This window comes from Salinivibrio sp. PR919, from assembly GCF_001995355.1.
Classification (GTDB): domain Bacteria; phylum Pseudomonadota; class Gammaproteobacteria; order Enterobacterales; family Vibrionaceae; genus Salinivibrio; species Salinivibrio proteolyticus.
In genome coordinates, this window is record NZ_MUFL01000066.1 from 1 (window position 1) to 19,825 (window position 19,825).

Consider the following 19,825-nt stretch of genomic DNA (forward strand, 5'->3'; position numbering starts at 1 on the left):
AGCATAATGCGTTTACGACTCACGCACGGTTTATTCGCTGCTGCCTTGATAGCAGGTGGTACTCAAGCGGCCTGGTTTGATGGTAATGATGCCTTGACCAGCGCCCATCAACGCCTGCTGGAAGGGAACACAGCAGGCAGTATGGACGCCATGATTGAAGCCTGGCAGCAGCCAAATCTATCCGCTTCGCGTCAGCAGCACTTGGCGCAGCTGCTTGCGTTGGCGATAACCGAAGATTGCGGGCGGAGCTTGAGTCAGCAGACGATGCCAGATTGGCTGAGCAATTTATCCCTGCGCCGTGAAACGGTGCAGACGACCAGCCGTGTCTATTATCGCTTGCAAGTTCGTGGGGAGTCTCAGCCCGGTATTGCCCGTTTTTCGCTGAAACATTGGCCTGATGAAACCATTATTTCGCAGCGTTTGAGCGGTCAAAACCAACACCAGTGGTTACTAGAGCAAGATGGTCTTTCTGAGMCAGTGAAAGAAGGGCTCTATCAGCTTGAGGTGACGTCAGTAGAAGGAGAAACATGGACCAGCTGGTTATTGATGACTCAGCCTCAACCTTTGCAAAAAATCAGTTGGAAAGACACGCGAAGTTGGCGGATAGCCCCGCCTGACAGCTTAGACTCTACGTGTCAGCGCCCGTTTTTGACGCTCAATCTCTATCCCCACAATCAGCCAGATGGTGCGCCGATATGGTCGGTCGAAAAGCACAAACGCTTGCCCACAACGTTGCCAGTGCTGGATGTACCGAACGGCCAGTATTGGTTTAGTGTGGCGCTGATTGAAAGGCGCTGGCAAGGAGCTTTGTCTGTTGAGGAAGTGCAGCGAATTGGCCGGGCGATTGATTTACCTGATTTGGATCCGGATGCGCTTCGCGCAATAAAGCCCGACTGACCAAGGTGTTACACGGCTTAAACCTGACATTGTTCACATCTTTTGACCTTACCTGATCGCGCTGGTTGCCAAGCCGCTACGCTCTTTAAATAAACGAAGAGGAAAGCGAGGCAACCTAATGCACGATAAAAAACACCTGCTTGTGTTTGCGCTTGCAGCATGTACAGGGTCTGCAGTGGCAGCGACCAATCCTACCGATGCGCGAACAAATGCGATGGGTGGGGCTGCAGTTGCGGCAGGCGACTACTTATCTGCAGGATTTCACAACCCTGCCTTGGCGGCACTTGACCCTGACAGCGCGTTTGGGGTGGTTTTTCCTTATCTTGGCGCAGAAGTGCGTGACCCAGATAAGCTCATGGATGATTTAGACGATATCTCTGATGCTTACGATAACAACGACCTAACGGCTGCGCAGCAAGCAATGCGAAATGCGCAGGGTGATCAGGCGCACTTGGATGCGGGGGTCGGTGCAGCTGTGGGGATCCCAACTGGCTCTATCTCTGCGACACTCTATGCTTCAGGGATCATCGAAGGTGCAATCTTACCGGATATTAAAGATAGCGATATTACCACACCGTCGATTAACCCCAGCTCGACCGCGACCATCGTTGCCGTGGGGGTGGGTGAGCTGGGTGTTGCGCTTGCATCAAACGTGGAAATTGCCGGTCAACGTATCGCGGTGGGTGTCTCCCMAAAATTGCAGCGCATTACAACCTATAACTATGGCGTCTCGGTTGATTCTTATGACACCGATGACTGGGATGATAGCCGTTACCGTGAAGAAGATAACGGCTTTAACATTGATGTCGGAGCGGTGTGGCAGACTGGCCCTTATCGCGTCGGCTTAGCCGGTAAAAACCTGATCAGTAACGATGTGGACACAGTGACAAGTAGTACAACGGGTCACAGCTTTACCTATGAGGTAGGGCCACAGTTTACGCTTGGCTCGGCGTTTGTCTCCGACTTTGTCACCATTGCCGGCGATATCGACTTAAACAWGAGCAAAGGGTTTAAAGGCACGCTGAATATTGACGATGATACCCAGTTTTTCCGGATCGGGGCTGAATTTGATGCCTTTGGCCATGCCCAATTACGCACTGGTTATCGCGCGGATATGAAAGATAACGTTGAAGACGCATTTACACTGGGTCTAGGCTTGTCACCCTTTGGGGTGGTCAACGTGGATATCGCGGCGAGTATCATTGATAGCAACAGCTATGGGGGCTCAGCCCAACTCGCATTTACTTTCTAAGCTCGCGGTGACGAAAAGTCGATGACAACGCAAAAGGCAGGCYCTAAAATAGCCTGCCTTTCTAATAGATGAGCGTATTTATGTTCGACGGTATTACATTGACGCATGATGAGCAGCAACAGGCTGCAGAGCGTATTCACGCTTTGATGGCAGAGGGCATGAGTAGTGGTGAAGCCATCATGAAAGTCGCGGCAGAGATCAGAGCACAAGCAGCAGCAGCCTCAGCGTCTGAAGAGTAAGAAAAAGCAGCAGAATATGCTGCTTTTTTATTTACAATTCACCGGATCCCTGATTTATTTAATAGTAGAGAGGTCAAGGGAGTCGGGGATGAGTCACGCGGTCGAACAAGCAAGAGAGTGGGCACGAGTCAGGCATGCGCTGCAACGATATGGTGCGCAGCCTTATCGCTGCCATCTCGATCATGTAGAGCGTATTGCTGCACCATATGGTGAAGACGCGCGTATTGTCGCTCAGTTGCATGATATTCTTGAAGACACCGCCACTCGCGTCGAAGAAATCGCCGAGCGCTTTGGGCCGACGATAGCGCGAGCGGTTATGCTGGTGACCGATCCGCGCAAACCGACCCGACATGAGAGAAAACGGGCACTCAACCAACGTTTGATCGCGCTGGATCCCAGCGATGAAGCCGCATGGCTCGCCTTGGTTGTCAAAACCTGTGACCGTCTTGCCAATGTGATCGCAAGCAGTGAACACAGTCCACCGCGTTTTCAGCAATATCAACGAGAGCATGGCGGCTTTCGGGTGGCCGTATATCGCCCTGGTCTATGTGATAATTTATGGGCGGAGTTGGATGGTCTGATTGATGCCGGCCAGCAAGCCGACCGACATCCCGATCACCAACTTCACGCCTCGATATCGTAGACAGTCGGAATGGGTTGACGTTTGTGCTGGGTGGATTGATAGACCTGAATGATCTTCTCTTTCACCGCCTCATCGACGGGCTTGCCTTCCAAGAAGTTATCAATTTGCTCATAGGTCAGCTGAAGCGCGTCTTCATCGGCTTTTTGTGGTGATAACTCCTCCAAATCCGCGGTCGGGACTTTATTGACCAATACCTCTGGCGCACCCAGTGCCGCAGCCAGTTGGCGCACTTGTCGCTTGCTTAATCCAAATAGAGGAGCAAGGTCGCAGGCACCATCACCGTACTTGGTATAGAAACCAGTAATGTTTTCCGCAGAATGATCGGTCCCAATTACCAACCCTTGAGTTAGTCCAGCAATCTCGTATTGAGCGACCATGCGGGCGCGTGCTTTGACGTTACCTTTGACGAAATCAAGGGTTCCTTCGTTATCGGGTAAACGATCCACCGCCGCGACGGCATCTAATACCGCACCGTGCATGCCATCAACACCGGGTTTGACATTGACCGTGACCGTTTTGCTTGGCTTGATGAACGACAATGCCAATTGCGCTTCGTCTTCATCTTTTTGCACGCCATAGGGCAACCGCACGGCGATAAATTGATAGTGATTACGGCCGATCTCTTCGTTCAATTGCTCAACGGCTAGCTGGGCTAATCGACCACAAGTTGAAGAATCAACGCCCCCGCTAATACCTAACACCAGGCTGCGCGTTCCCGAGCGGGTGAGCATGGTCTTAATGAAGTGAATGCGGCGTGTAATTTCTGCTTGTGGATYGATAAAAGGTTGAACGCGCATTTCTTCGCGGATGTGTTGTTCCATGTTGTGTTCCTCTTGATTTCGCTTGCATGCGACCGACGTGATGATTCTTATTGGGTTATTGTGCATGATCTCGCAAAGCTTGGGTATAGCTACGCCACGATTAACCGTTATCACTGGTTACGAGATGGCCAATAGCGTCGATCCACGTCGCTGATGGTCGCGCAATCAGGCAGATACATGTAAACTTCGTGGCAAAGAGGAATGATATGACTGAAAAAATTGCCATTTTTGGCAGTGCGTTTAATCCGCCCACACGCGGGCATGCTTCTGTTATCGAACAGTTGACGCATTTTGATCGCGTATTGCTGGTACCAAGTTATAAGCATGCGTGGGGAAAATCGATGGCCTCGTTTGAACAGCGTTGCCAATGGGTTGATGCCTTTATTCACGATTTGAACATGCCGCAGGCCTCGTGCTGTCGCCTTGAAGCAGAGCTGGGTAAAAATGGTGACGCTGTCACAACTTATATGTTGCTGACCGCGCTGCAGGCACACTATTGCCACGCCGATCTGACTTTTGTCGTCGGGCCAGATAACTTATTAAAGTTCGGCCAGTTTGCGCACAGTGAGCAGATCCTGGCGCGTTGGTCCGTGCTAGGAATGCCAGAATCCGTCAATGTACGCAGTACGTATATCCGCGATCGGCTGGCAAAAGGGCTGTCAGTCGACGACTTGACGACCCCAAGTGTTGCCGAGCAACTCAGCCATACAGCATTCTCGTTCTCTGATTAAGCGAGTACAGCGTGATATTCGTCGGATAGCGCAAGGGCTACATCGTAAGATAGCCCAAGCGAGGTTGCAGCAGCTTCCAGTTTGTTGCCGGATTTAAGCTGCGCCCTTAACTGGCGGACAGTGAGATACTCGCACAACGCTGAATAGGTAAGCTGAGTGCAGGCCTGGAAGGTAAAATGCGCGTTGTCACCTTCGAGAGGCCGCCCAGCATTCGCTTGATCAACACAGGCCGCTACACATTGATAGCTAGCGTCGTTTGCGATTGCGGGTGATAGCGTCACCAGCTGATCGAGCAGTACCCCATGCAGGCGACGCGTTGCCGGTGTGTTTTGGTTCGCACCGGATAACGGATCAAGTGCTGTGAGTCCGGCATGCAATAATGTGCTGGGTATCACGTGGCCCGCAGACTGAGGAAGTGACACCGTCACTCTAGGCGATACCGTTAGCTGATGCAGGCTGGTGTGTGGCGTGATCATCAGTGCGTATAGACAATCAAACGGGAGCCAAAAGCCTTGGCCAGCGTACACGGGAATATCCTGTTTACCGAGGCGTACGAGAACTAAACCGATTTCTACGTACAAGAAAGTGGCGGTATGGCGACGCTTTCGCGGGGTAAGCACGAGGCAATCTTGGTGATAGGCGGTGTATTCGCTGGTGTACTTCATGTCTGGCTCTCATTTTTACAGGCCGGCAATGTTGAGCACTTTTAAACAAGAGGTCAAGCCCCAATATGATTGAGGGAACTCATGAGTACAGTATAGGTCTGACCTCCAACCTCTATAAAATGTCGCTGGATTAACTTTGAATCCTTGTTTGACCGCGTAGAATGGCGCGGTTTTTATCAAATGAAACGGAAGAACGTGCAAACAGTTAACGATCCTTACCAAGACATCCGCCCTTATCATGATGATGAGGTACCTGCAGCGATTCATCGCTTGATCCAAGACGATGAATTTATCAATGCGATCTTATCCTATCGTTATCCTCATGCTTCGGGCCCGCTAGGGTGGTTACTTAAGCCCGCACTGAAACTTTACCTCACCCAAAAGTGGCGCAACATTAAAACCGTACAAGACGTGCAGTTGCATGTCGCGAGTTACATGCGCAAGATGATCAAAACATCATGTGACAACGTCACTGTTTCGGGGGTCGAGCACCTTTCGCCGGATAAAGCGTATCTCTTTGTCTCTAACCATCGTGATATTGCGATGGATCCCGCGCTGGTCAATTGGTGTTTGCATCAGCAAGGCTTAGACACAGTGCGTATCGCGATTGGTGATAATCTATTGCGTAAACCCTGTGCGACCGAGCTGATGAAGTTAAATAAGAGCTTTATCGTCAAACGCTCCGCCAGAGCGCCGCGTGAAATGATGAAATCTCTCTCTCAGCTGTCGGCGTACATACGCCATTCATTAGATGAAGGCCAGTCTATCTGGATTGCTCAGCGTGAAGGGCGTGCAAAAACAGGATTAGACATGACCGATCCTGCCATCCTCAAGATGTTCTACATGGAAGGGCGCAAAAACAAGCAATCCTTTGATGAGTACATGCAGGCGCTAAATATCGTGCCGGTGGCCATCTCATATCAAAATGATCCTTGCGACTTAGACAAAGCGACTGAGCTAGATGCCGTCAACCGTTTGGGCGCTTACGAAAAGAGTGAATTTGAAGATATTCAAACGATTGTAAAAGGCATTGTGGGGCAGAAGCGTCAAGTTCATGTCGCCTTCGGTGCACCTGTGACCGTGTCACAATCAACACCAGAGACTTTAGCGGCGGATATTGATCGGCAAATTCACTGTCTATATCGACTTTATCCAGCTAACTATATCGCGGCGGGGGAAGCGCATGACAGTGTTACCGCCGAAGAGCGCGAGCTGTTTGAACAAAAGTTGGCACAAGCACCTGAGGTAGCACGCGATTATATTCGTCAGATGTATGCGAATCCGGTGATTAATGCGCAACGTGCCGCCAGTGATCAAGCGACGACATCGATAGACCAATAGTGACAAGGTCACCTATTGCTAGCGTGAAGGCGATCCCACACGGGCGGATCGCCTACTTCTTCGAGCATAAAGTCGATAAACTCGCGTACTTTAGGGGCTAAATGTTTGCGGCGAGGGTAGACGATATAAATCGGAAGCGCGAGGCAGGGACGCCAATCTGGTAAGATCTCAACCAGCTCACCTTTTTGAAGTTCATCATCGAGGAGGTAGGTCGCTAAATAGGCAACCCCCATCCCCGCTTTTACAGCTTCAAGCACGGCAGGGGCGTTATTGATGTTATAGCGGCCCGATACGCGAACTACTTGCTCATTGCCTGCTTTATTGAATGGCCATTTATCATAGCTGCGCTCGCGACTTTGATAGGTGATACAGTCATGGTGCCTCAAATCACTCAATTGACTTGGTGTTCCTTGCCGAGCTAAATAGTCCGGCGAGGCAACCAGTTTAAATTGGCAATCCGCGAGCTTGCGAGCCACCATTCCCTCTGGCGGTTGTTCATGGATCGCGACCCAGCAATCATAGCCTTCTTCAACCAGATTAGGGCGATGATCAAAGAGTGTAATATCGAGATCGAGCGCAGGGTACTTTTGCCGAAATGTGGCAAAACTGCGCGTGATCAGCGTGTTACCAAATGACTGTGCGACACCGATACGTAACTTGCCCGTCACTTCGTCACGATAACCTGCCACCATGGCTTCCGCTTCGTCTAGCGTTGCCATAAGTTGCGCACCATAGTCGGCGTATTGTGCGCCGATTTCCGTTAGCGACACAGAGCGCGTATTCCGCTGTACCAATTGCACCCCCAACCTGTCTTCCAAATAACGCACTTGCTTACTGACTTGAGACTTTGAAATCCCTAACCGTTCCGCTGCGCGAGTGAAGTGTTGTTCTTGAGCCACGGTAGCCAAAACAACAATTTGTTGAAGGTGATCAAGCATTGCTTACGCTTCCCTGAAAGTTGGTAGCCAGAAGCGTACCACAGTTCAACCCAGCTCGGGAGAGCAGGGCATCATTTAGTGACGCCGTCACGTCATTAGTTGAGAGACCCAAAGTGGCTATTGCACTTATTTCATAAAATACTATCCAAGCGTGACAACTTACCAACTGCCAAGCTCGCTTATCGCTTCGATCATTCTATGACCAATGACGGGTCCACCTATCGCCTTCTGTTATCTCTAACGAAATAAAATGACTATTTATCCATTACTTGATCTTATAGTTTTCCAGTGGAAACAATGATACGTGTGAATTGTAAGTGCTTACTACAAACGCTGTAATTTAATTACGTCTGACCTGTTTGCGGATGCTGCTGCTAACTATTTATTAATTTCATTCATTTAATGAATCGATGTTATCTGTTTATATTCATGGGCTAACATGGATAGAATTCAGGCTGGAGGTGGACATGATCGAATTACTCAAGCAGTTTTTTATCTTAGGCTGTATGTCATTTGGTGGCCCTGCGGCACATATCGGCTATTTCGAGCGCGTTTTTGTGAAAGAGAAGCAGTGGCTGAGTGCAGAGGCATTTGCGTCAGGTTTGGCGATCAGTCAGTTTTTACCGGGACCAGGCAGTAGTCAGCTTGGTATGTATATCGGCTATCAGCGCGGTGGCTATTTGGGAGCATTGGGGGCATTTGTCGCGTTTACGTTACCTTCTTTCGCTTTATTAACCGCAGCAGCGATGCTTAGCAGCAGCAATGATACAGCGGGTTGGATAAGCACACTGATTAGTGCGGCTAAGTTATTGGCTGTGGTTGTGGTGATTGACGCGACAATATCGATGGGGCGAAAATTCATCCATTCGTTCACTACAGCGGTGATTGCAATTGTCACTACGGTATGGCTACTAGTGTCGCCGTCTGGCGTTGTTTATCAAGTACTCCCCATCTTACTCGCTGGCATGATCGGTGCTATTGGTTTTAAACAAACCAGTGTTCAGGCGGCTTCGATATCGATGGCGCACGCGCAACGGCGCAGCGGGATCATTCTCAGCCTGTTTGGGTTTTTACTCACGGTTCCTTGGCTTTTCAATAGTGTCCTGCCGGTACAAGTCTTCAACCTGTTCTACCAAGCGGGAAGTTTTGTATTTGGCGGCGGCCATGTGGTGCTGCCGTTGTTAGAGCCCATTGTGGGTGACGTTGTCACAGACTCTGCATTGATTGAAGGCTACGCCGCCGCACAATTAGTGCCAGGTCCGATGTTTACCATGGCCAGCTATCTTGGTGCGACGGTTGAAGGGCTATCGCCAATATGGGGAAGTCTTATCGCCACAGTCGCAATCTTTTTACCCGGTGCGTTATTGATGTTTGGTGTATTGCCCGTGTGGGAGGCCGTTAAATCGCAGCCTAGATTGGCGGGGGCTATTATCATGATTAATGCCAGTGTTGTCGGACTCTTAGCGGCAGCGCTTTATCAACCCGTATGGGTATCGGCGTATAGCCAGTGGACTGATTTAATCCCGATAGCCGTTGGGTTAGTGGCGCTCATTAAATGGCGATTATCAGTTTTTTGGGTGCTGTTAATGATGATTGGTTACCAGTGGTTCTTTTGATGCCGTCCAGCCCGATATGAGTTCGGGCTTTATTTTACTCCCTTAATGCACTATAACTTTATATGTTAATCAAAAATTCAACGTACTATCTGGTGGTCAAAGATATCTCAGTTGCCAAGACAACAGGTATCACACCATACGGTGTTTAGATGTGGTGGGCAGAAAGTATCGTGCCCCAAGCGGTTATAACTCTTGGGGCGATTGGTAGTGGAGATATCCTTTATAGCGAATATTGCCATGTCTGGCGACTGCCGGTTTCCGATGCACGTTGAGCAAGTTCAATCGCGTAAATTACCTTAGTCGCGGATTCGGCGCTCACCGGGGAAGGGCGTTGATGTGTGATCGACTCTGCCAGTAAAGTAAAAAGTTGCTGGTATTGGCCAGTATGTAATGGGCAAGTCATTTTAGTGACGCTGTCACCTTTCTCTAGCGTTGCTTCATGCGACTGAGTACCAAAGTTTTTGTCCAATATGGACATGGCTGCACGCAGTTGATCTTCTTGAATATCTAACCCGTTGCAAGAGAAGGTTGCCTTTTCGCCGTGTACCGTAAAGCGCTCTGTGGTGCCTGACCGATATGGGCTAGAGTTCAGTATCACTTCGCTATCTGGGTAATGCAACGTGAGCTGAAAATAGTCCGTTGTTTGGCTCCCTGGGCGTAAAGCGCGACACTGAGCTGAAATAGCGTCTGGGTCTCCGAGCAGGGTTAGTGTTTGGTCAATCAGGTGCGAACCCAAATCGAAAAGAATACCAGCGCCTTCGCCAGGCAGCTCTCGCCAACGTTGCCTTACTTCTGGGCGATAGCGGTTAAAGCTTGAATGCATGACTTTAATATCACCAAGCTCATTGTTTTCTATCAGTGATTGGAGAGTCAGAAAGTCGCCATCCCAACGGCGATTATGGTAAGGACAGAGGATTAGGCCTTTTTCATCCGCCAATTTTGCCAGAGCAAGACCGTCTTCACTGCGCGTGACAAATGGCTTTTCCACCAGAACATGGCAACCGGCTTCGAGTGATTGGCGTGCGTGCTCATAATGCAGATGATTGGGTGTGGTAATGACGACCAAATCAGGACTTTCATGCTCAAGCAGCGTATTGATATCTACGTAGCATGTCGCTTGGGGTAAATGTTGCGTGACGTTCTCGGGCTTACTGGAGACAACAGCCGTAATATCAAACTGCGGCATCGCATTAAGAAAAGGAAGATGGAATGTGTTGGCAGAAAAGCCGAAGCCAACCAATGCGGTTTTAATCATGAATAAACCCAAAATGGACGGTGTTTGTCTAAACCCTATAGAAAATCTCAAGGATGATCAATTGGCGCGCCCGACAACATCGATTATGCTAGTGCAGTCAAGAAGGTCGGGTCGATAGCTTTTTGACTGAATGCATCAGAGAGACGCGGATGTGTCGCCATTTTAAATTGCTTAGGCCGGGCACTGCTAAGTCAAAGAGTGATTTAAGGAGACACTTTAACTTTGCTATAAAGTGACATTACAACTTTGCCCTTACACCATTGGTGCGCATTATCTATGGTCTGGTAAGTCACGGCGAAGGCCGCGCGCCTGCCACTAAAGTCTTGATTAGTCGGGCATTTTCCTCTTTTTCTTCAAGTACGCGATAGACGACATTTTGATCGTCTTCATCCGCCAAATCGACCAGCAAAAAGACAGCCTCCCAGCTCGGAATACTTTTATTTAAACGCCAGCGAGATAGTGTTGCATGCTTTAGGTTTAGTTTTTTCGACAAAGCATAGTCCGAGGGCAGATTGTGCCTAGCTTTTGCTTTATCCATTAATTCAGTAATTACACTCATTACTCAACCGTCAATTGATGCCTTTTGTTAAATAATAGGCTGACAAAATGATCATATCCATAGTGAATAGCCACTTGATATGTAATTGGCGATTGATATTTAATCCCTCTTGACGTTTTCGTGAACTCGAGCAGGAGGATCAACAACATGGAACAAGCCAACGGCATAGCATGGATTGAGAAAATCCGTCGCGATCTCGACTTACCAAAACCCAAGCATATCAAGTGTGGTTGTCCAGACCGCCGCTACTCACGCGCCTATCAAATCGCGGCCAAACGTGCCGCACAAGCCAAGCGTGCGCGCGTGTTGGGGGCGTTATGAGTGCAACCACTTCACACAGTTTCGCTCACGCGGAAACGTCCGGCGGCGCGGCTCCTTGTGAGCCGCAAAGCCACTTTACATGGCGTTGCGCCGCGTCCGGCAACGAATACCAAATTTATGAGCAAGACGGCCAAGCGCGCTTTGTCGCTGAGTTTGTCGGCGGCGTGATTTTTATCGCGCCGTATCAGGTGTTTTATTGTGACAAAGGCCGCGAGCCAGCACTGATGGCCGTTTTCACGCCAGAAAGCATCGAGCCGATCGGCGTGATGGTAGAAAGCGTCTTGATGTTCGAGATGCTGCAAGCGTTTCGCGCGGTGGGCGTTCTGGTCGTGGAGGATAGCGAGCTATGACTATGCACTTTGAGCTTACAAAAGACGATATAGAGGAAATTGTGTGCTGTATCGTTGATTGTCAATTAAGCCGCGATGATGCTTGTGATTACGCGATTGAGGTAGCAAGAGAGGCGATGGCCGCGCGCGTGGAGAGTAGAAGTGTTGAGCAATTGGTAAATGATGGCCGAAATTTAATTGCTGAGATGCTTGAATCAGGTTTTAAGGTGTTGAATGCAGAGATTTTAATATCGGCGGCGAAAGGGGTAGAGTTTTACAGAGAGGTGGAGCACGTCGAAGCCAATCTGATGAATAGGGTTTTTGATGAAAAAGGGGATTTTTCTTTGGTTGAAAGGGCAGCAGCAAGAAAATCATGCTAGACAAAAACGCCGTCCTATTCGCCACGGCGGGGATCGTCAAAAGTGACCCCGCCAAAATGCGAAATAACATACTCAACCCGCAACTAGCCGAAGGCGAAACGCCAGCGGCTTTTTTTGTATCCCAGCGCCAAGAGTTACAACGTCACCAGTATTGCCACCGCCAAAATTTTGCACTCAGTGAAAGCGAGCGCGAAACCGCCCGCGAAGCGGCGGCGCAAAGCGCCGGAGAGCATAGGCTTGTCAAAGGGTGCGAAAGTCCGACAAGGACGAACGCCAAGAAAAAAGCGATTTTGCACAAATCGCGGATGCTCAAAAAATCGATTGACCGCGAAACGGGCAAAAACATTGTGGATCCGGTTCACGCGGAAATGTGGAGCGACGGCAGCACCCGCGCACCGGAGAAAAACCGCCGCTTTGTGGTGTCACATCAAGAATGGTCGGGCAAATGGCGCGCCGGAATCCATGTGCAACCACGGCCAACGGACGCCCCCGACGCGCAAACAGGCGCACGCTTTACTGAAAACCTGACCGCTAACGCGGTAAGAAAAATTTTTGAAGCGGCGGCGTATGTCGCGACGTGTCACGGTGGCTTTACCACGTTTTTAACGCTCACCTTTGACGAACAAACGCGTCAGCGTCTTTTTTGCGCCGATGATGCGGAGCCAGAAACCACCATCGGGCGCGAAGTGTCGCGCTTTCTCGACGGTGCAAAAAAAATGTATCAACGCGGCTGGACGTCAACCTATCAGACCGCACGCGACGCGGAAAGCGGCCGCCTTTACTGTCCGATTGATAGCCAACCGACCAAGGTAGACGGTGCAGGCGATGCGGATTTTCACTACATGTGGGTGGCCGAATGTCCGGCGAACGAGGACGGCGAGCCCAACCCGCACGTACACCTTTTAATGAGGTGGGACGTCGAAAAGCCGTTTTTCTCTAACTGGGCTGAGCGTTTGGAGGGTATCTGGGGGCATGGATTCGCCAAGTTAGAGCGCATCCGTCAGCCAATGGCCGCCGGAACCTACATCATCAAAGCCGTGGGCTATGCCGCCAAGGGGCAGAACGCGGAGCAAGGCTTAATTCGTGGTAATCGCTATAACATTGCGCGCGCCAGCCGTGCGCCAGCGTTTGAAGTGGTCGCCAGCTTTGAAGCGGAGCGCATGGGCGCGATTATCGCCGGATTGCGCGATCAGTTGGAAGCGTGGAAAGCGCCACGACTGAAAGCACGCGGCAAGCTCAAAAAGCAGGTGGCCGCCAGTGCCCGGGCTTATTCCATCGTGAAAAAGTCGAAAAAACTTACTCAAGCACAAATCGATACACGATTGGCAAAGCTAAAAACGCGGCTGAAACAAGCGGATAGCCAAATCGACGCCATAAACGCGGAAATCAAGGCGCGCGGCGTGACAGTGTCGCGCGATCATCCGCTTGTACATTTCGACGGCGCGCATGCTGAGTTAAATCTTAATAGCTTTTTAGTCTATGCCGCCGGAGCCAAAGGCTGGAGCATGGCCGAAACGCGATTAGACACGGATAGCGGCGCGCACTATTGCGCGCTTGATTGGCAGCCAATACGCCAGCAAGCGGCACAAGAGCTAGGCAGCAAAGACGCCGCGCGGCGCTTTGCTGAGAGTGTCGAACAACTAAAAACAAACGAGAAACGAGAGTAGTTATGGATAACCAACGTCAGTTAATCAATGAGCTAGAAAAAGAAACCAAAACGCTAAGCACCGCGCCGATGATTGGCGCAAAAGTCGCGGCACCGCTGCGACTGTTAATCGTGTGGATGCGCAGCATGGTTGATGAACTAAAACACATCAAAGAACGGTTAGACGAATTGGAGGCGCGCCAGTGACACTACCCAAACGCAAAACCAAAAACGAGGCCATAGGCGTTAAACGCTGCGGCTGTGGTGACGTGATGACGATTCACCGCGCGGCCGGAACGCGAGCCGGAACACTTTACAGCATTTGTGACAAGTGCGGCGTAGACCAGCGCAACGGCGACGCACCCCAAGCCTTTTTTGCCGATCACTTTGACAGTCTCGAAGCCTTGGAGGCCAGCGAGGCCGCGCCAGCACTCGGCCAAGAGACCGAAAGCGAGGGCGGAACAGGGGCGGAAATCATGGCGGTGGAGGCCGCCAACGATGCCGAAATCATGGCGGCTGAGGGCGAATCCGAGGGCAAGCGAGGGGCGGCACCATTCGCCCTTGTCGCTGCTATCGTGGGTGGTCTTGTTGGCCTATTGGCCTTGGCGGCCAAACTCAAAGAAACACCACAAACATAAAAAAGAATAGGGCTAGGTATGGAAAACACAGAGCAAGAAAGCGCGCAGCAAGACGCGCTATTAGCAGAACTGGCGGCCTATGACGCCGCCAACGACCCCGAAATCAAGGCCGAAACCGAGCAGGCCGAGCAAGACGAAGCCGAGGCCGAGCAGGCCGCCGCCGAAATGGCCCCCATGTCGGCGATGTTCGCATTGATGGGGATTGAGCAAGCAATCAAAGCCTTTGTCCATCCGCGCTTTGAGATCAGCGACGAACGTCGCGAACAAGTCGCGCGTGATTGTGCCCCCGCGCTGATTAAGTACGGCGCAATGCTTCCGGCATGGCTGGCCGAATACGAGGCCGAAATCATGGCGGTTAAAGCCGTTGGCGGCCTGACCATTGAATCTGTCGGCCAAGTAAAACGCCTACAGGCCGAAGATCGCGCCGCACTGGGCGCCATGCAGGCCGAGGACGCGGCCAACGATGACGAAGATAAAAACAAGGAGGACGCGGCCTAATGCAACCCATCAACGCGAACAACGCACTACGAAACGGCCATATCTGGATTGCTGGCATGTCGGAGAGCGGGAAAACCAGCTACGCGAAAAAGCACACGCTCGAAAAAAACGACCATGTGATGATTTTTGACCCGTTTGGGGATTATGAGGGCAAGCTCGCAGGCTTGAGCGTGCGCACGTTTGATAAGCTGGCCGATGTGTACCAAGCGGCCAAGGCGGCGCGCGAGAAACAATCAGGCTTTCGTATCGCATGGCATCCAAAGCGTGCCACCAAGCCCGCCGATTTTGACAAGTTCTGTCAGGTCGTTTGGGCGTTGGGCGATGGCAACAATCAACCGTTAAAGGCGCTACTCGAAGAAGTCGCGGAGCATTCCGAGACCGCAGGCAAGGCCAGCGGCTACCACGGCCAGCTATTGCGCGTCGGGCGTAAATTTAACATTCACACGATCAATTTGTTCCAACGCGGCCAAGAAGTATCAAAAACCATTTTGGACAACTGCCGACGCTGTGCCGTGATGATGCAAAAAACCGAGGACTCGGCGCGCTACATCCAGCAAAAAACCGGTATTCCGGCCGAAGAAATCGCCACATTGGCGCAGCTTGAATACATCGAGCAAGACGGCAAGGACTGGACGCGCGGAAAAATCCGCTTTTAAAACGTGACAAAAATCACAAATTTGAAAGGGCGAGGGCTATAGGCTCCCGCCCTTTTTTTGGGTTGAAAGTATGGCGGCGCGGAGTGTTGCAATAGTGGCTCGTTAATCACTGCTTTTTTTTAAACACAAAGGGCGAAACCATGAAAAAAACCACCATGACCACTATCGCGATTGCAGCGGTTGTCGCTGCGGTTGTCGTTTGGGCATCAAATAACGTTGATGCAGTTGAAGACGCGATCGGTTAAGGAGCGCAAGGCATGTTTTACAACCCACGACCAAAAGAACTGGATCCGGTAGAGGGCGTTTACTGGGGACGTCAAGCGCACTTGCGCCTAGTGACGGGCCCAACGTATCAACAAATCGAGCTTGTGACGAATATCGAAGACCCCGCCGATATCGACTATGTGCGCCTAACGCTTAACGGCTCGCCCATTGTTGATGTGACAGGGCAAGACTTGGTCGATATCCAAGAGCATCGCGGCAACTACGTCGAGAAAGGCCGCTATATCATCCCGTTTTGCGATCTTGGCATGAAAACGAAGCAAGGCATGCGCCACGGCGAGCTAGTCACGCTCGCGGGTGAGCTATGGATGCTGTACATCCAGCTAAAAAACAAAGACGGCAACGCAACGCCGCCAGTGATTGAAGCGCGCGCCCACACCACTGTCGCACAGGCAGAGCGCTATTTTCTGCCCGAGCTAAAAACCTTTACGTGGAACGGCTCAAAGCGTGGCCGTCAGATGTTCGATTATCCCGAGCGCAGTCCATACAACTCAATAAAGCGCATGCACTTTCAGACCGACGACATCGCGCGCGTTCGTGTCGTGCGTGACGACGTTGAAGAAATGAACGTGACACGTGAAGACAACGCTTTTGATTTGCGTGTTGTCGGACTTGAGCAAAACAGCGGTTATTTCTCGCTTGATTTTGTGCGCCACGGTTTCGGCTCAGAGGGCAAGCTCAACACCGCCGCCCAGCGCCAACTGGGTTTTGAGTTAGACCTCGAAAACATCGGCCCGATCAACGTGTTGGTGGAAGGCATCAAGCAAGTGAAGCCATTACCCAAAAGCGCGTAAGGGGGCGACATGGCCAGTTTTAAAAACAAAAACGACGCAGATGTGAGCAATACAAGCCAAGGCTGGTTTGATGGCATGCTCGAATCGACTGGCGAGCTTATTGGCGGCATCTATGAAGATGCCGTCGGTATCACGAAAGAAGCGGCAGGAAGCTGGTTTGAGCAGCAGAAAAAAGCCAGCCAATCCGCGAATCCAGAAGACAACCGCACGCCAATTCCAGCGCAGACACGCGACGGCCAGCCGTTGCAGCAAGGCTTTAGCCTGTCGAATCCGTACGTGATTGGCGGCGGCTTTGGCCTGCTCGTGCTCGTCATCCTCGTTTTATTGCTAAAGGAGTAAGCGCCATGCCATTTGCGATCCCGTTAGGTTACGCGGCCGTAGCCGCCACGGCGGGCGGTTTGGGGCTGTGGTTCGGCTCTGAACTGTCTAAAAAGCTCTGGCTTTTCCTGCTGCTTGCCGCGCTTTACTACTTGTATCAAAACAAATAAGGGGGCGGGATGAATCCAGCAGCGATCGGAGCGCTTGCCAAGGGCGCGAAAGGAAATAGCTTGGACTGGGGCGCGGGGCCGTCGAGCGCTTACRGCCAGAGCAGCAACACGCAGAACGCCGGAAATATCCGTTTTGGCAGCGTGCTGTTTCCGTCGTGGTTCCTGATTGCATTGATTGTTTTGGGCGGATGGTACGCATGGAAACACGCTTGACATTCATCACACCAAACACACCCGAGGCCAGCGCCGCCGCCGTCAAGTTGCGGCGCGCCTACTCGCATCTTGAAAACGGCGAAAAACACTTTGCCGATGTGTGCAAAATGATCGCAAGCGGTGAGGCTGGCCTGTATCTCGCGCACGACGAAAACACCGCGCTTTATATCGTCGGGGAGACCGTTGGCACCGATTATCACTTGCTAGCCGTAGGCGGTCGCGGCCTACGCCGTGGCATTAGCGCATTAATCGCGCAAGCAAAGAAAGCCGGATTTGATGCGATTGTTTGGGAGACGGCAAAGCGCGGCGTGCGGCGGCTGCAAGCCGTGTTTGATGGTGTGACGGTGTCACAAGTCGAGCAGGGGGAGGGCTTACCKCAACTCACTTTGCATAAATTGGAGCTTTAAACATGGGCGGTTCAAAGAGTAGCAGCAGTACAAAAAACGTTAACACCAATGTGAGCGGTCAGAACGCCATTCAAGGCGATAACCTTGGCGTCGCCATTTCCGGCGTCAACAACTCGACAATCAACGCCACCGTTACCGACCACGGCACGGTTGATCGCTCGTTTGAATTTGCCGAGGAATCACTCGACGCGGTGCGTGATGTATCAAGCGATGCAATGCAGACACAAGCGATTCAAAGCAGCGAAGCGATGCAGATGTTAAGCGGCTTAGCGGGCAATCAGGCAGCACAAAACGCCAAAAATATTGATGCGCTCAAAGAGCTGGCAGAGAAAAAACGCGATCAAGAAAGCGGTGGCAACGAGTCAGAGCAAAAAACCTATTTGTGGATTGTGGCGTTGTCGGTGGTTGGTATGTCGGCGGTCACATTCTTTGCCGTGCGAGGTGCAAAATAATGTTTGAAAAATTTGTAGAGTCTCGCGAAAAGTTTGATTTTCCGATTTCCGGCACGTTCCTATACATCATGGAAGCGCCAGAGGGCGGTTTGCTCGTAAAGACGACAGACGGCGTACAAACGCTATATGAGCGCGACCAAATCAGCGGCGTGAACCTAACCGGAACAGTAACGGTGCAAAATCTTGGCGAGGCAGGCTGGGTGCGCGTGCGTTATGGTTTTGGAGCGTTCAAACCATCGCCAGAAAATATGGGCGTCAAGGTGCGCGAAATGCCGCCCGTCGCCGTGGAGGCCATGCCGCCAGTTGAAGTCGAAAGCCTGCCAGATGTGGCCGTGAAACGCTTGCCAGATGTGGCAGTGAAAAGCCTGCCGTCAGTAGATATTGAATCATTGCCAGCGGTCAAAGTGAGCGAACTGCCGCGCGTGAAATTGGAAAACGGTCAATCCGTGGCCGTGTATGCCAAAAATCCGCTAAACGTGCGACCCGTACAGCCGAGCCATTGGCAAACGCAAACGCTCACGCTCGACGAGAGCGGACGCGCAGAACTGGACGCCAATCCGGCGCGCTTGTCGATGACTATCACGCCAGAATCAGAGATCACCGCATACCCAAGCGCCGACGATGCCGAGGCGGGAAAAAACGGCCTACCGATTACCCAGGCATTCGAAACCACCATCACTGGCGGACTTGTCTTTGTCGGAGATTCAGAGAAAACAATTAACATCATGGAGCTATGCGCATGAACGAAAAAGAACTACCAGCCGAACTACCCGAGGGTTCAAACCGAAATAAAATCGAATGGCTGGCGCGTGAACTCGCGTATGCAAAGCGACAACCCGCAATGAACTTGCTACGCAATGCCACGTTTTTAAATCGGATCCCCAAAAGCGTCAACAAGCCAAAAGCATCAAAATTCGATTGGGATAAGTTCTACGACGAATACGAGACGYAACGCCACGATTTTTACGGTAGGGGCGGTTGGTTGTTCCAAGAGGCCAAAGACAGTTGGTTTCAAGACCGCTGGGAGTTTGCGGAAAGTTGGACCATGTTTACTAGCTCGATTGATCGTGAAATGGGGTGGGCGAAACGGGGATACATGTTTACGAACGGTTGGATGCAATGGCATCAGGCCGTCCAAGCGCCTAGCTATTTAAGTGAAAAATTTGCTGAAGATGAAACCTACGGATTCCGCATAAAAGTAAAAGCCAACGGTAAGGGAAAAATGCGCGTATGTTTGACTGGTGCCTACGAAAACGTCACGAGCGGCGGTGGAATGATGTATCTCGCCGGAGCTGGAAACCAAAACTCAGAATGGATAAATATTGATACCCATAAGGACGAGTTCAAAGAATATGAAGCGAAACTAGGCGCGCCCATAAAAGGCACTGGTCTATTTATGGTAACCGTCGATTTTTGGAGCGAAGATTATAGTTTACAAGTATCACCAGTTCGCGCTGATTTTGTAAAAACGAAATTCACCGTCGATAGTGACGGCCGTTATATACCCGACTTTAGCGGGCTAAATATTATCGACAGGCCGATTGATTTTATTAGCGTTCTACCTCATTTAACAGCGGTGCCAGTTGAATACAACTACACCAAGCAGCAAGTTAAAGCGCGCATCATAAACGGCTATTTCGGCGGTGATGAAGCAGCCGAAAACATGGGGTGGGAATATCAAGCGTGTGATTTGCCGATAACCTATGATTTCACATCGCAAGTCACCTTTAATATGCCATCGTTTAAATTCAAAGACGGTAAATAC

The 19,825-nt window shown here is 51.1% G+C and carries 28 protein-coding genes; 23 read left to right on the plus strand and 5 right to left on the minus strand.

Annotated elements, in window-relative coordinates:
- Positions 1–6: 6 nt before the first annotated feature.
- From BZG83_RS12155 to BZG83_RS12170, 4 genes are all read left to right on the plus strand, one after another.
- Entirely contained in the window at positions 7–897 is an 891-nt protein-coding gene (locus tag BZG83_RS12155; RefSeq protein ID WP_077480875.1) for a DUF2861 family protein, read from the plus strand.
- A gap of 118 nt (positions 898–1,015) precedes the next feature.
- Positions 1,016–2,149: a conjugal transfer protein TraF gene (locus tag BZG83_RS12160; RefSeq protein ID WP_077480877.1), complete on the plus strand. Its 1,134-nt coding sequence runs from the start codon at positions 1,016–1,018 to the stop codon at positions 2,147–2,149.
- Positions 2,150–2,229: 80 nt separating this feature from the next.
- Positions 2,230–2,388, plus strand: coding sequence for a YoaH family protein (locus BZG83_RS12165; protein ID WP_077480879.1), 159 nt, complete (start codon positions 2,230–2,232; stop codon positions 2,386–2,388).
- A gap of 88 nt (positions 2,389–2,476) precedes the next feature.
- Entirely contained in the window at positions 2,477–3,031 is a 555-nt protein-coding gene (locus BZG83_RS12170) for an HD domain-containing protein (RefSeq protein WP_077480881.1), read from the plus strand.
- On the opposite strand, the gene nadE is transcribed toward BZG83_RS12170, so the two are convergent.
- On the minus strand, positions 3,013–3,852 hold the full coding sequence (gene nadE / locus BZG83_RS12175) for an ammonia-dependent NAD(+) synthetase (protein WP_077480883.1): 840 nt from the start codon (positions 3,850–3,852) through the stop codon (positions 3,013–3,015). The genes BZG83_RS12170 and nadE overlap by 19 nt on opposite strands.
- 206 nt (positions 3,853–4,058) lie before the next feature.
- Between nadE and BZG83_RS12180 the strand changes: the two genes are divergently transcribed.
- On the plus strand, positions 4,059–4,583 hold the full coding sequence (locus tag BZG83_RS12180; protein ID WP_077480885.1) for a nicotinate-nicotinamide nucleotide adenylyltransferase: 525 nt from the start codon (positions 4,059–4,061) through the stop codon (positions 4,581–4,583).
- Here BZG83_RS12180 and BZG83_RS12185 read toward each other — a convergent pair.
- On the minus strand, positions 4,580–5,248 hold the full coding sequence (locus BZG83_RS12185; RefSeq protein ID WP_077480887.1) for a hypothetical protein: 669 nt from the start codon (positions 5,246–5,248) through the stop codon (positions 4,580–4,582). The two genes, BZG83_RS12180 and BZG83_RS12185, sit on opposite strands and share 4 nt — an antisense overlap.
- A 195-nt stretch (positions 5,249–5,443) precedes the next feature.
- On the opposite strand from BZG83_RS12185, the gene BZG83_RS12190 reads away from it, so the two are divergent.
- The gene (locus BZG83_RS12190; protein ID WP_077480889.1) at positions 5,444–6,589 is read left to right on the plus strand and encodes a lysophospholipid acyltransferase family protein; all 1,146 of its coding nucleotides are present in this window, start codon (positions 5,444–5,446) and stop codon (positions 6,587–6,589) included.
- Between the two features lie 8 nt (positions 6,590–6,597).
- Here the strand turns inward: BZG83_RS12190 and BZG83_RS12195 are convergent, their stop codons facing one another.
- Positions 6,598–7,527, minus strand: a complete 930-nt coding sequence (locus tag BZG83_RS12195; protein WP_077480891.1) for a LysR family transcriptional regulator — start codon at positions 7,525–7,527, stop codon at positions 6,598–6,600.
- 467 nt (positions 7,528–7,994) lie between these two features.
- Here BZG83_RS12195 and chrA point away from each other — a divergent pair, with 467 nt between their 5' ends.
- Positions 7,995–9,143: a chromate efflux transporter gene (chrA, locus tag BZG83_RS12200; protein ID WP_077480893.1), complete on the plus strand. Its 1,149-nt coding sequence runs from the start codon at positions 7,995–7,997 to the stop codon at positions 9,141–9,143.
- A gap of 220 nt (positions 9,144–9,363) precedes the next feature.
- On the opposite strand, the gene BZG83_RS12205 is transcribed toward chrA, so the two are convergent.
- Positions 9,364–10,398: a Gfo/Idh/MocA family oxidoreductase gene (locus tag BZG83_RS12205; RefSeq protein WP_077480895.1), complete on the minus strand. Its 1,035-nt coding sequence runs from the start codon at positions 10,396–10,398 to the stop codon at positions 9,364–9,366.
- 289 nt (positions 10,399–10,687) lie between these two features.
- On the minus strand, positions 10,688–10,957 hold the full coding sequence (locus tag BZG83_RS12210) for a transcriptional regulator (RefSeq protein ID WP_131825084.1): 270 nt from the start codon (positions 10,955–10,957) through the stop codon (positions 10,688–10,690).
- A gap of 147 nt (positions 10,958–11,104) precedes the next feature.
- Here BZG83_RS12210 and BZG83_RS16760 point away from each other — a divergent pair, with 147 nt between their 5' ends.
- From BZG83_RS16760 to BZG83_RS12280, 16 genes are all read left to right on the plus strand, one after another.
- Positions 11,105–11,278, plus strand: a complete 174-nt coding sequence (locus BZG83_RS16760; protein ID WP_158074961.1) for a hypothetical protein — start codon at positions 11,105–11,107, stop codon at positions 11,276–11,278.
- Positions 11,275–11,628 (plus strand): hypothetical protein, encoded by a 354-nt coding sequence (locus BZG83_RS12215; protein ID WP_077480899.1) that lies wholly within the window; start codon positions 11,275–11,277, stop codon positions 11,626–11,628. The genes BZG83_RS16760 and BZG83_RS12215 overlap by 4 nt, the downstream gene beginning before the upstream one ends.
- Entirely contained in the window at positions 11,625–11,987 is a 363-nt protein-coding gene (locus tag BZG83_RS12220) for a hypothetical protein (protein WP_077480901.1), read from the plus strand. Before BZG83_RS12215 ends, BZG83_RS12220 begins: the two co-directional genes overlap by 4 nt.
- Complete coding sequence (locus tag BZG83_RS12225; protein ID WP_077480903.1) at positions 11,981–13,654, plus strand: rolling circle replication-associated protein; 1,674 nt, start codon at positions 11,981–11,983, stop codon at positions 13,652–13,654. Before BZG83_RS12220 ends, BZG83_RS12225 begins: the two co-directional genes overlap by 7 nt.
- A gap of 2 nt (positions 13,655–13,656) precedes the next feature.
- Positions 13,657–13,839 carry a hypothetical protein gene (locus BZG83_RS12230; RefSeq protein WP_077480905.1) on the plus strand — a complete coding sequence of 61 codons (183 nt, stop codon included), beginning with the start codon at positions 13,657–13,659 and terminating at the stop codon, positions 13,837–13,839.
- A complete protein-coding gene (locus BZG83_RS12235) occupies positions 13,836–14,270 on the plus strand; it encodes a hypothetical protein (RefSeq protein WP_077480907.1) in 435 nt (144 codons plus the stop codon). The genes BZG83_RS12230 and BZG83_RS12235 overlap by 4 nt, the downstream gene beginning before the upstream one ends.
- Before the next feature lie 18 nt (positions 14,271–14,288).
- Positions 14,289–14,768, plus strand: coding sequence for a hypothetical protein (locus BZG83_RS12240; protein WP_077480909.1), 480 nt, complete (start codon positions 14,289–14,291; stop codon positions 14,766–14,768).
- Positions 14,768–15,424 carry an ATPase gene (locus BZG83_RS12245; RefSeq protein WP_077480911.1) on the plus strand — a complete coding sequence of 219 codons (657 nt, stop codon included), beginning with the start codon at positions 14,768–14,770 and terminating at the stop codon, positions 15,422–15,424. The genes BZG83_RS12240 and BZG83_RS12245 overlap by 1 nt, the downstream gene beginning before the upstream one ends.
- A 257-nt stretch (positions 15,425–15,681) precedes the next feature.
- A complete protein-coding gene (locus BZG83_RS12250; RefSeq protein WP_077480913.1) occupies positions 15,682–16,500 on the plus strand; it encodes a major capsid protein P2 in 819 nt (272 codons plus the stop codon).
- Between the two features lie 9 nt (positions 16,501–16,509).
- The gene (locus BZG83_RS12255) at positions 16,510–16,839 is read left to right on the plus strand and encodes a hypothetical protein (RefSeq protein WP_077480915.1); all 330 of its coding nucleotides are present in this window, start codon (positions 16,510–16,512) and stop codon (positions 16,837–16,839) included.
- Positions 16,840–16,844: 5 nt separating this feature from the next.
- Positions 16,845–16,988 (plus strand): hypothetical protein, encoded by a 144-nt coding sequence (locus BZG83_RS16765; protein WP_158074962.1) that lies wholly within the window; start codon positions 16,845–16,847, stop codon positions 16,986–16,988.
- 9 nt (positions 16,989–16,997) lie between these two features.
- Positions 16,998–17,201, plus strand: coding sequence for a hypothetical protein (locus BZG83_RS12260; RefSeq protein ID WP_077480917.1), 204 nt, complete (start codon positions 16,998–17,000; stop codon positions 17,199–17,201).
- Positions 17,186–17,608: a hypothetical protein gene (locus BZG83_RS12265; protein ID WP_077480919.1), complete on the plus strand. Its 423-nt coding sequence runs from the start codon at positions 17,186–17,188 to the stop codon at positions 17,606–17,608. Before BZG83_RS12260 ends, BZG83_RS12265 begins: the two co-directional genes overlap by 16 nt.
- Before the next feature lie 2 nt (positions 17,609–17,610).
- The gene (locus tag BZG83_RS12270) at positions 17,611–18,060 is read left to right on the plus strand and encodes a hypothetical protein (protein ID WP_077480921.1); all 450 of its coding nucleotides are present in this window, start codon (positions 17,611–17,613) and stop codon (positions 18,058–18,060) included.
- Complete coding sequence (locus BZG83_RS12275) at positions 18,060–18,803, plus strand: hypothetical protein (protein ID WP_077480923.1); 744 nt, start codon at positions 18,060–18,062, stop codon at positions 18,801–18,803. The genes BZG83_RS12270 and BZG83_RS12275 overlap by 1 nt, the downstream gene beginning before the upstream one ends.
- On the plus strand, positions 18,800–19,825 hold a 1,026-nt coding region (locus BZG83_RS12280), incomplete at its 3' end, for a hypothetical protein (RefSeq protein ID WP_131825085.1). The genes BZG83_RS12275 and BZG83_RS12280, both read left to right, overlap by 4 nt.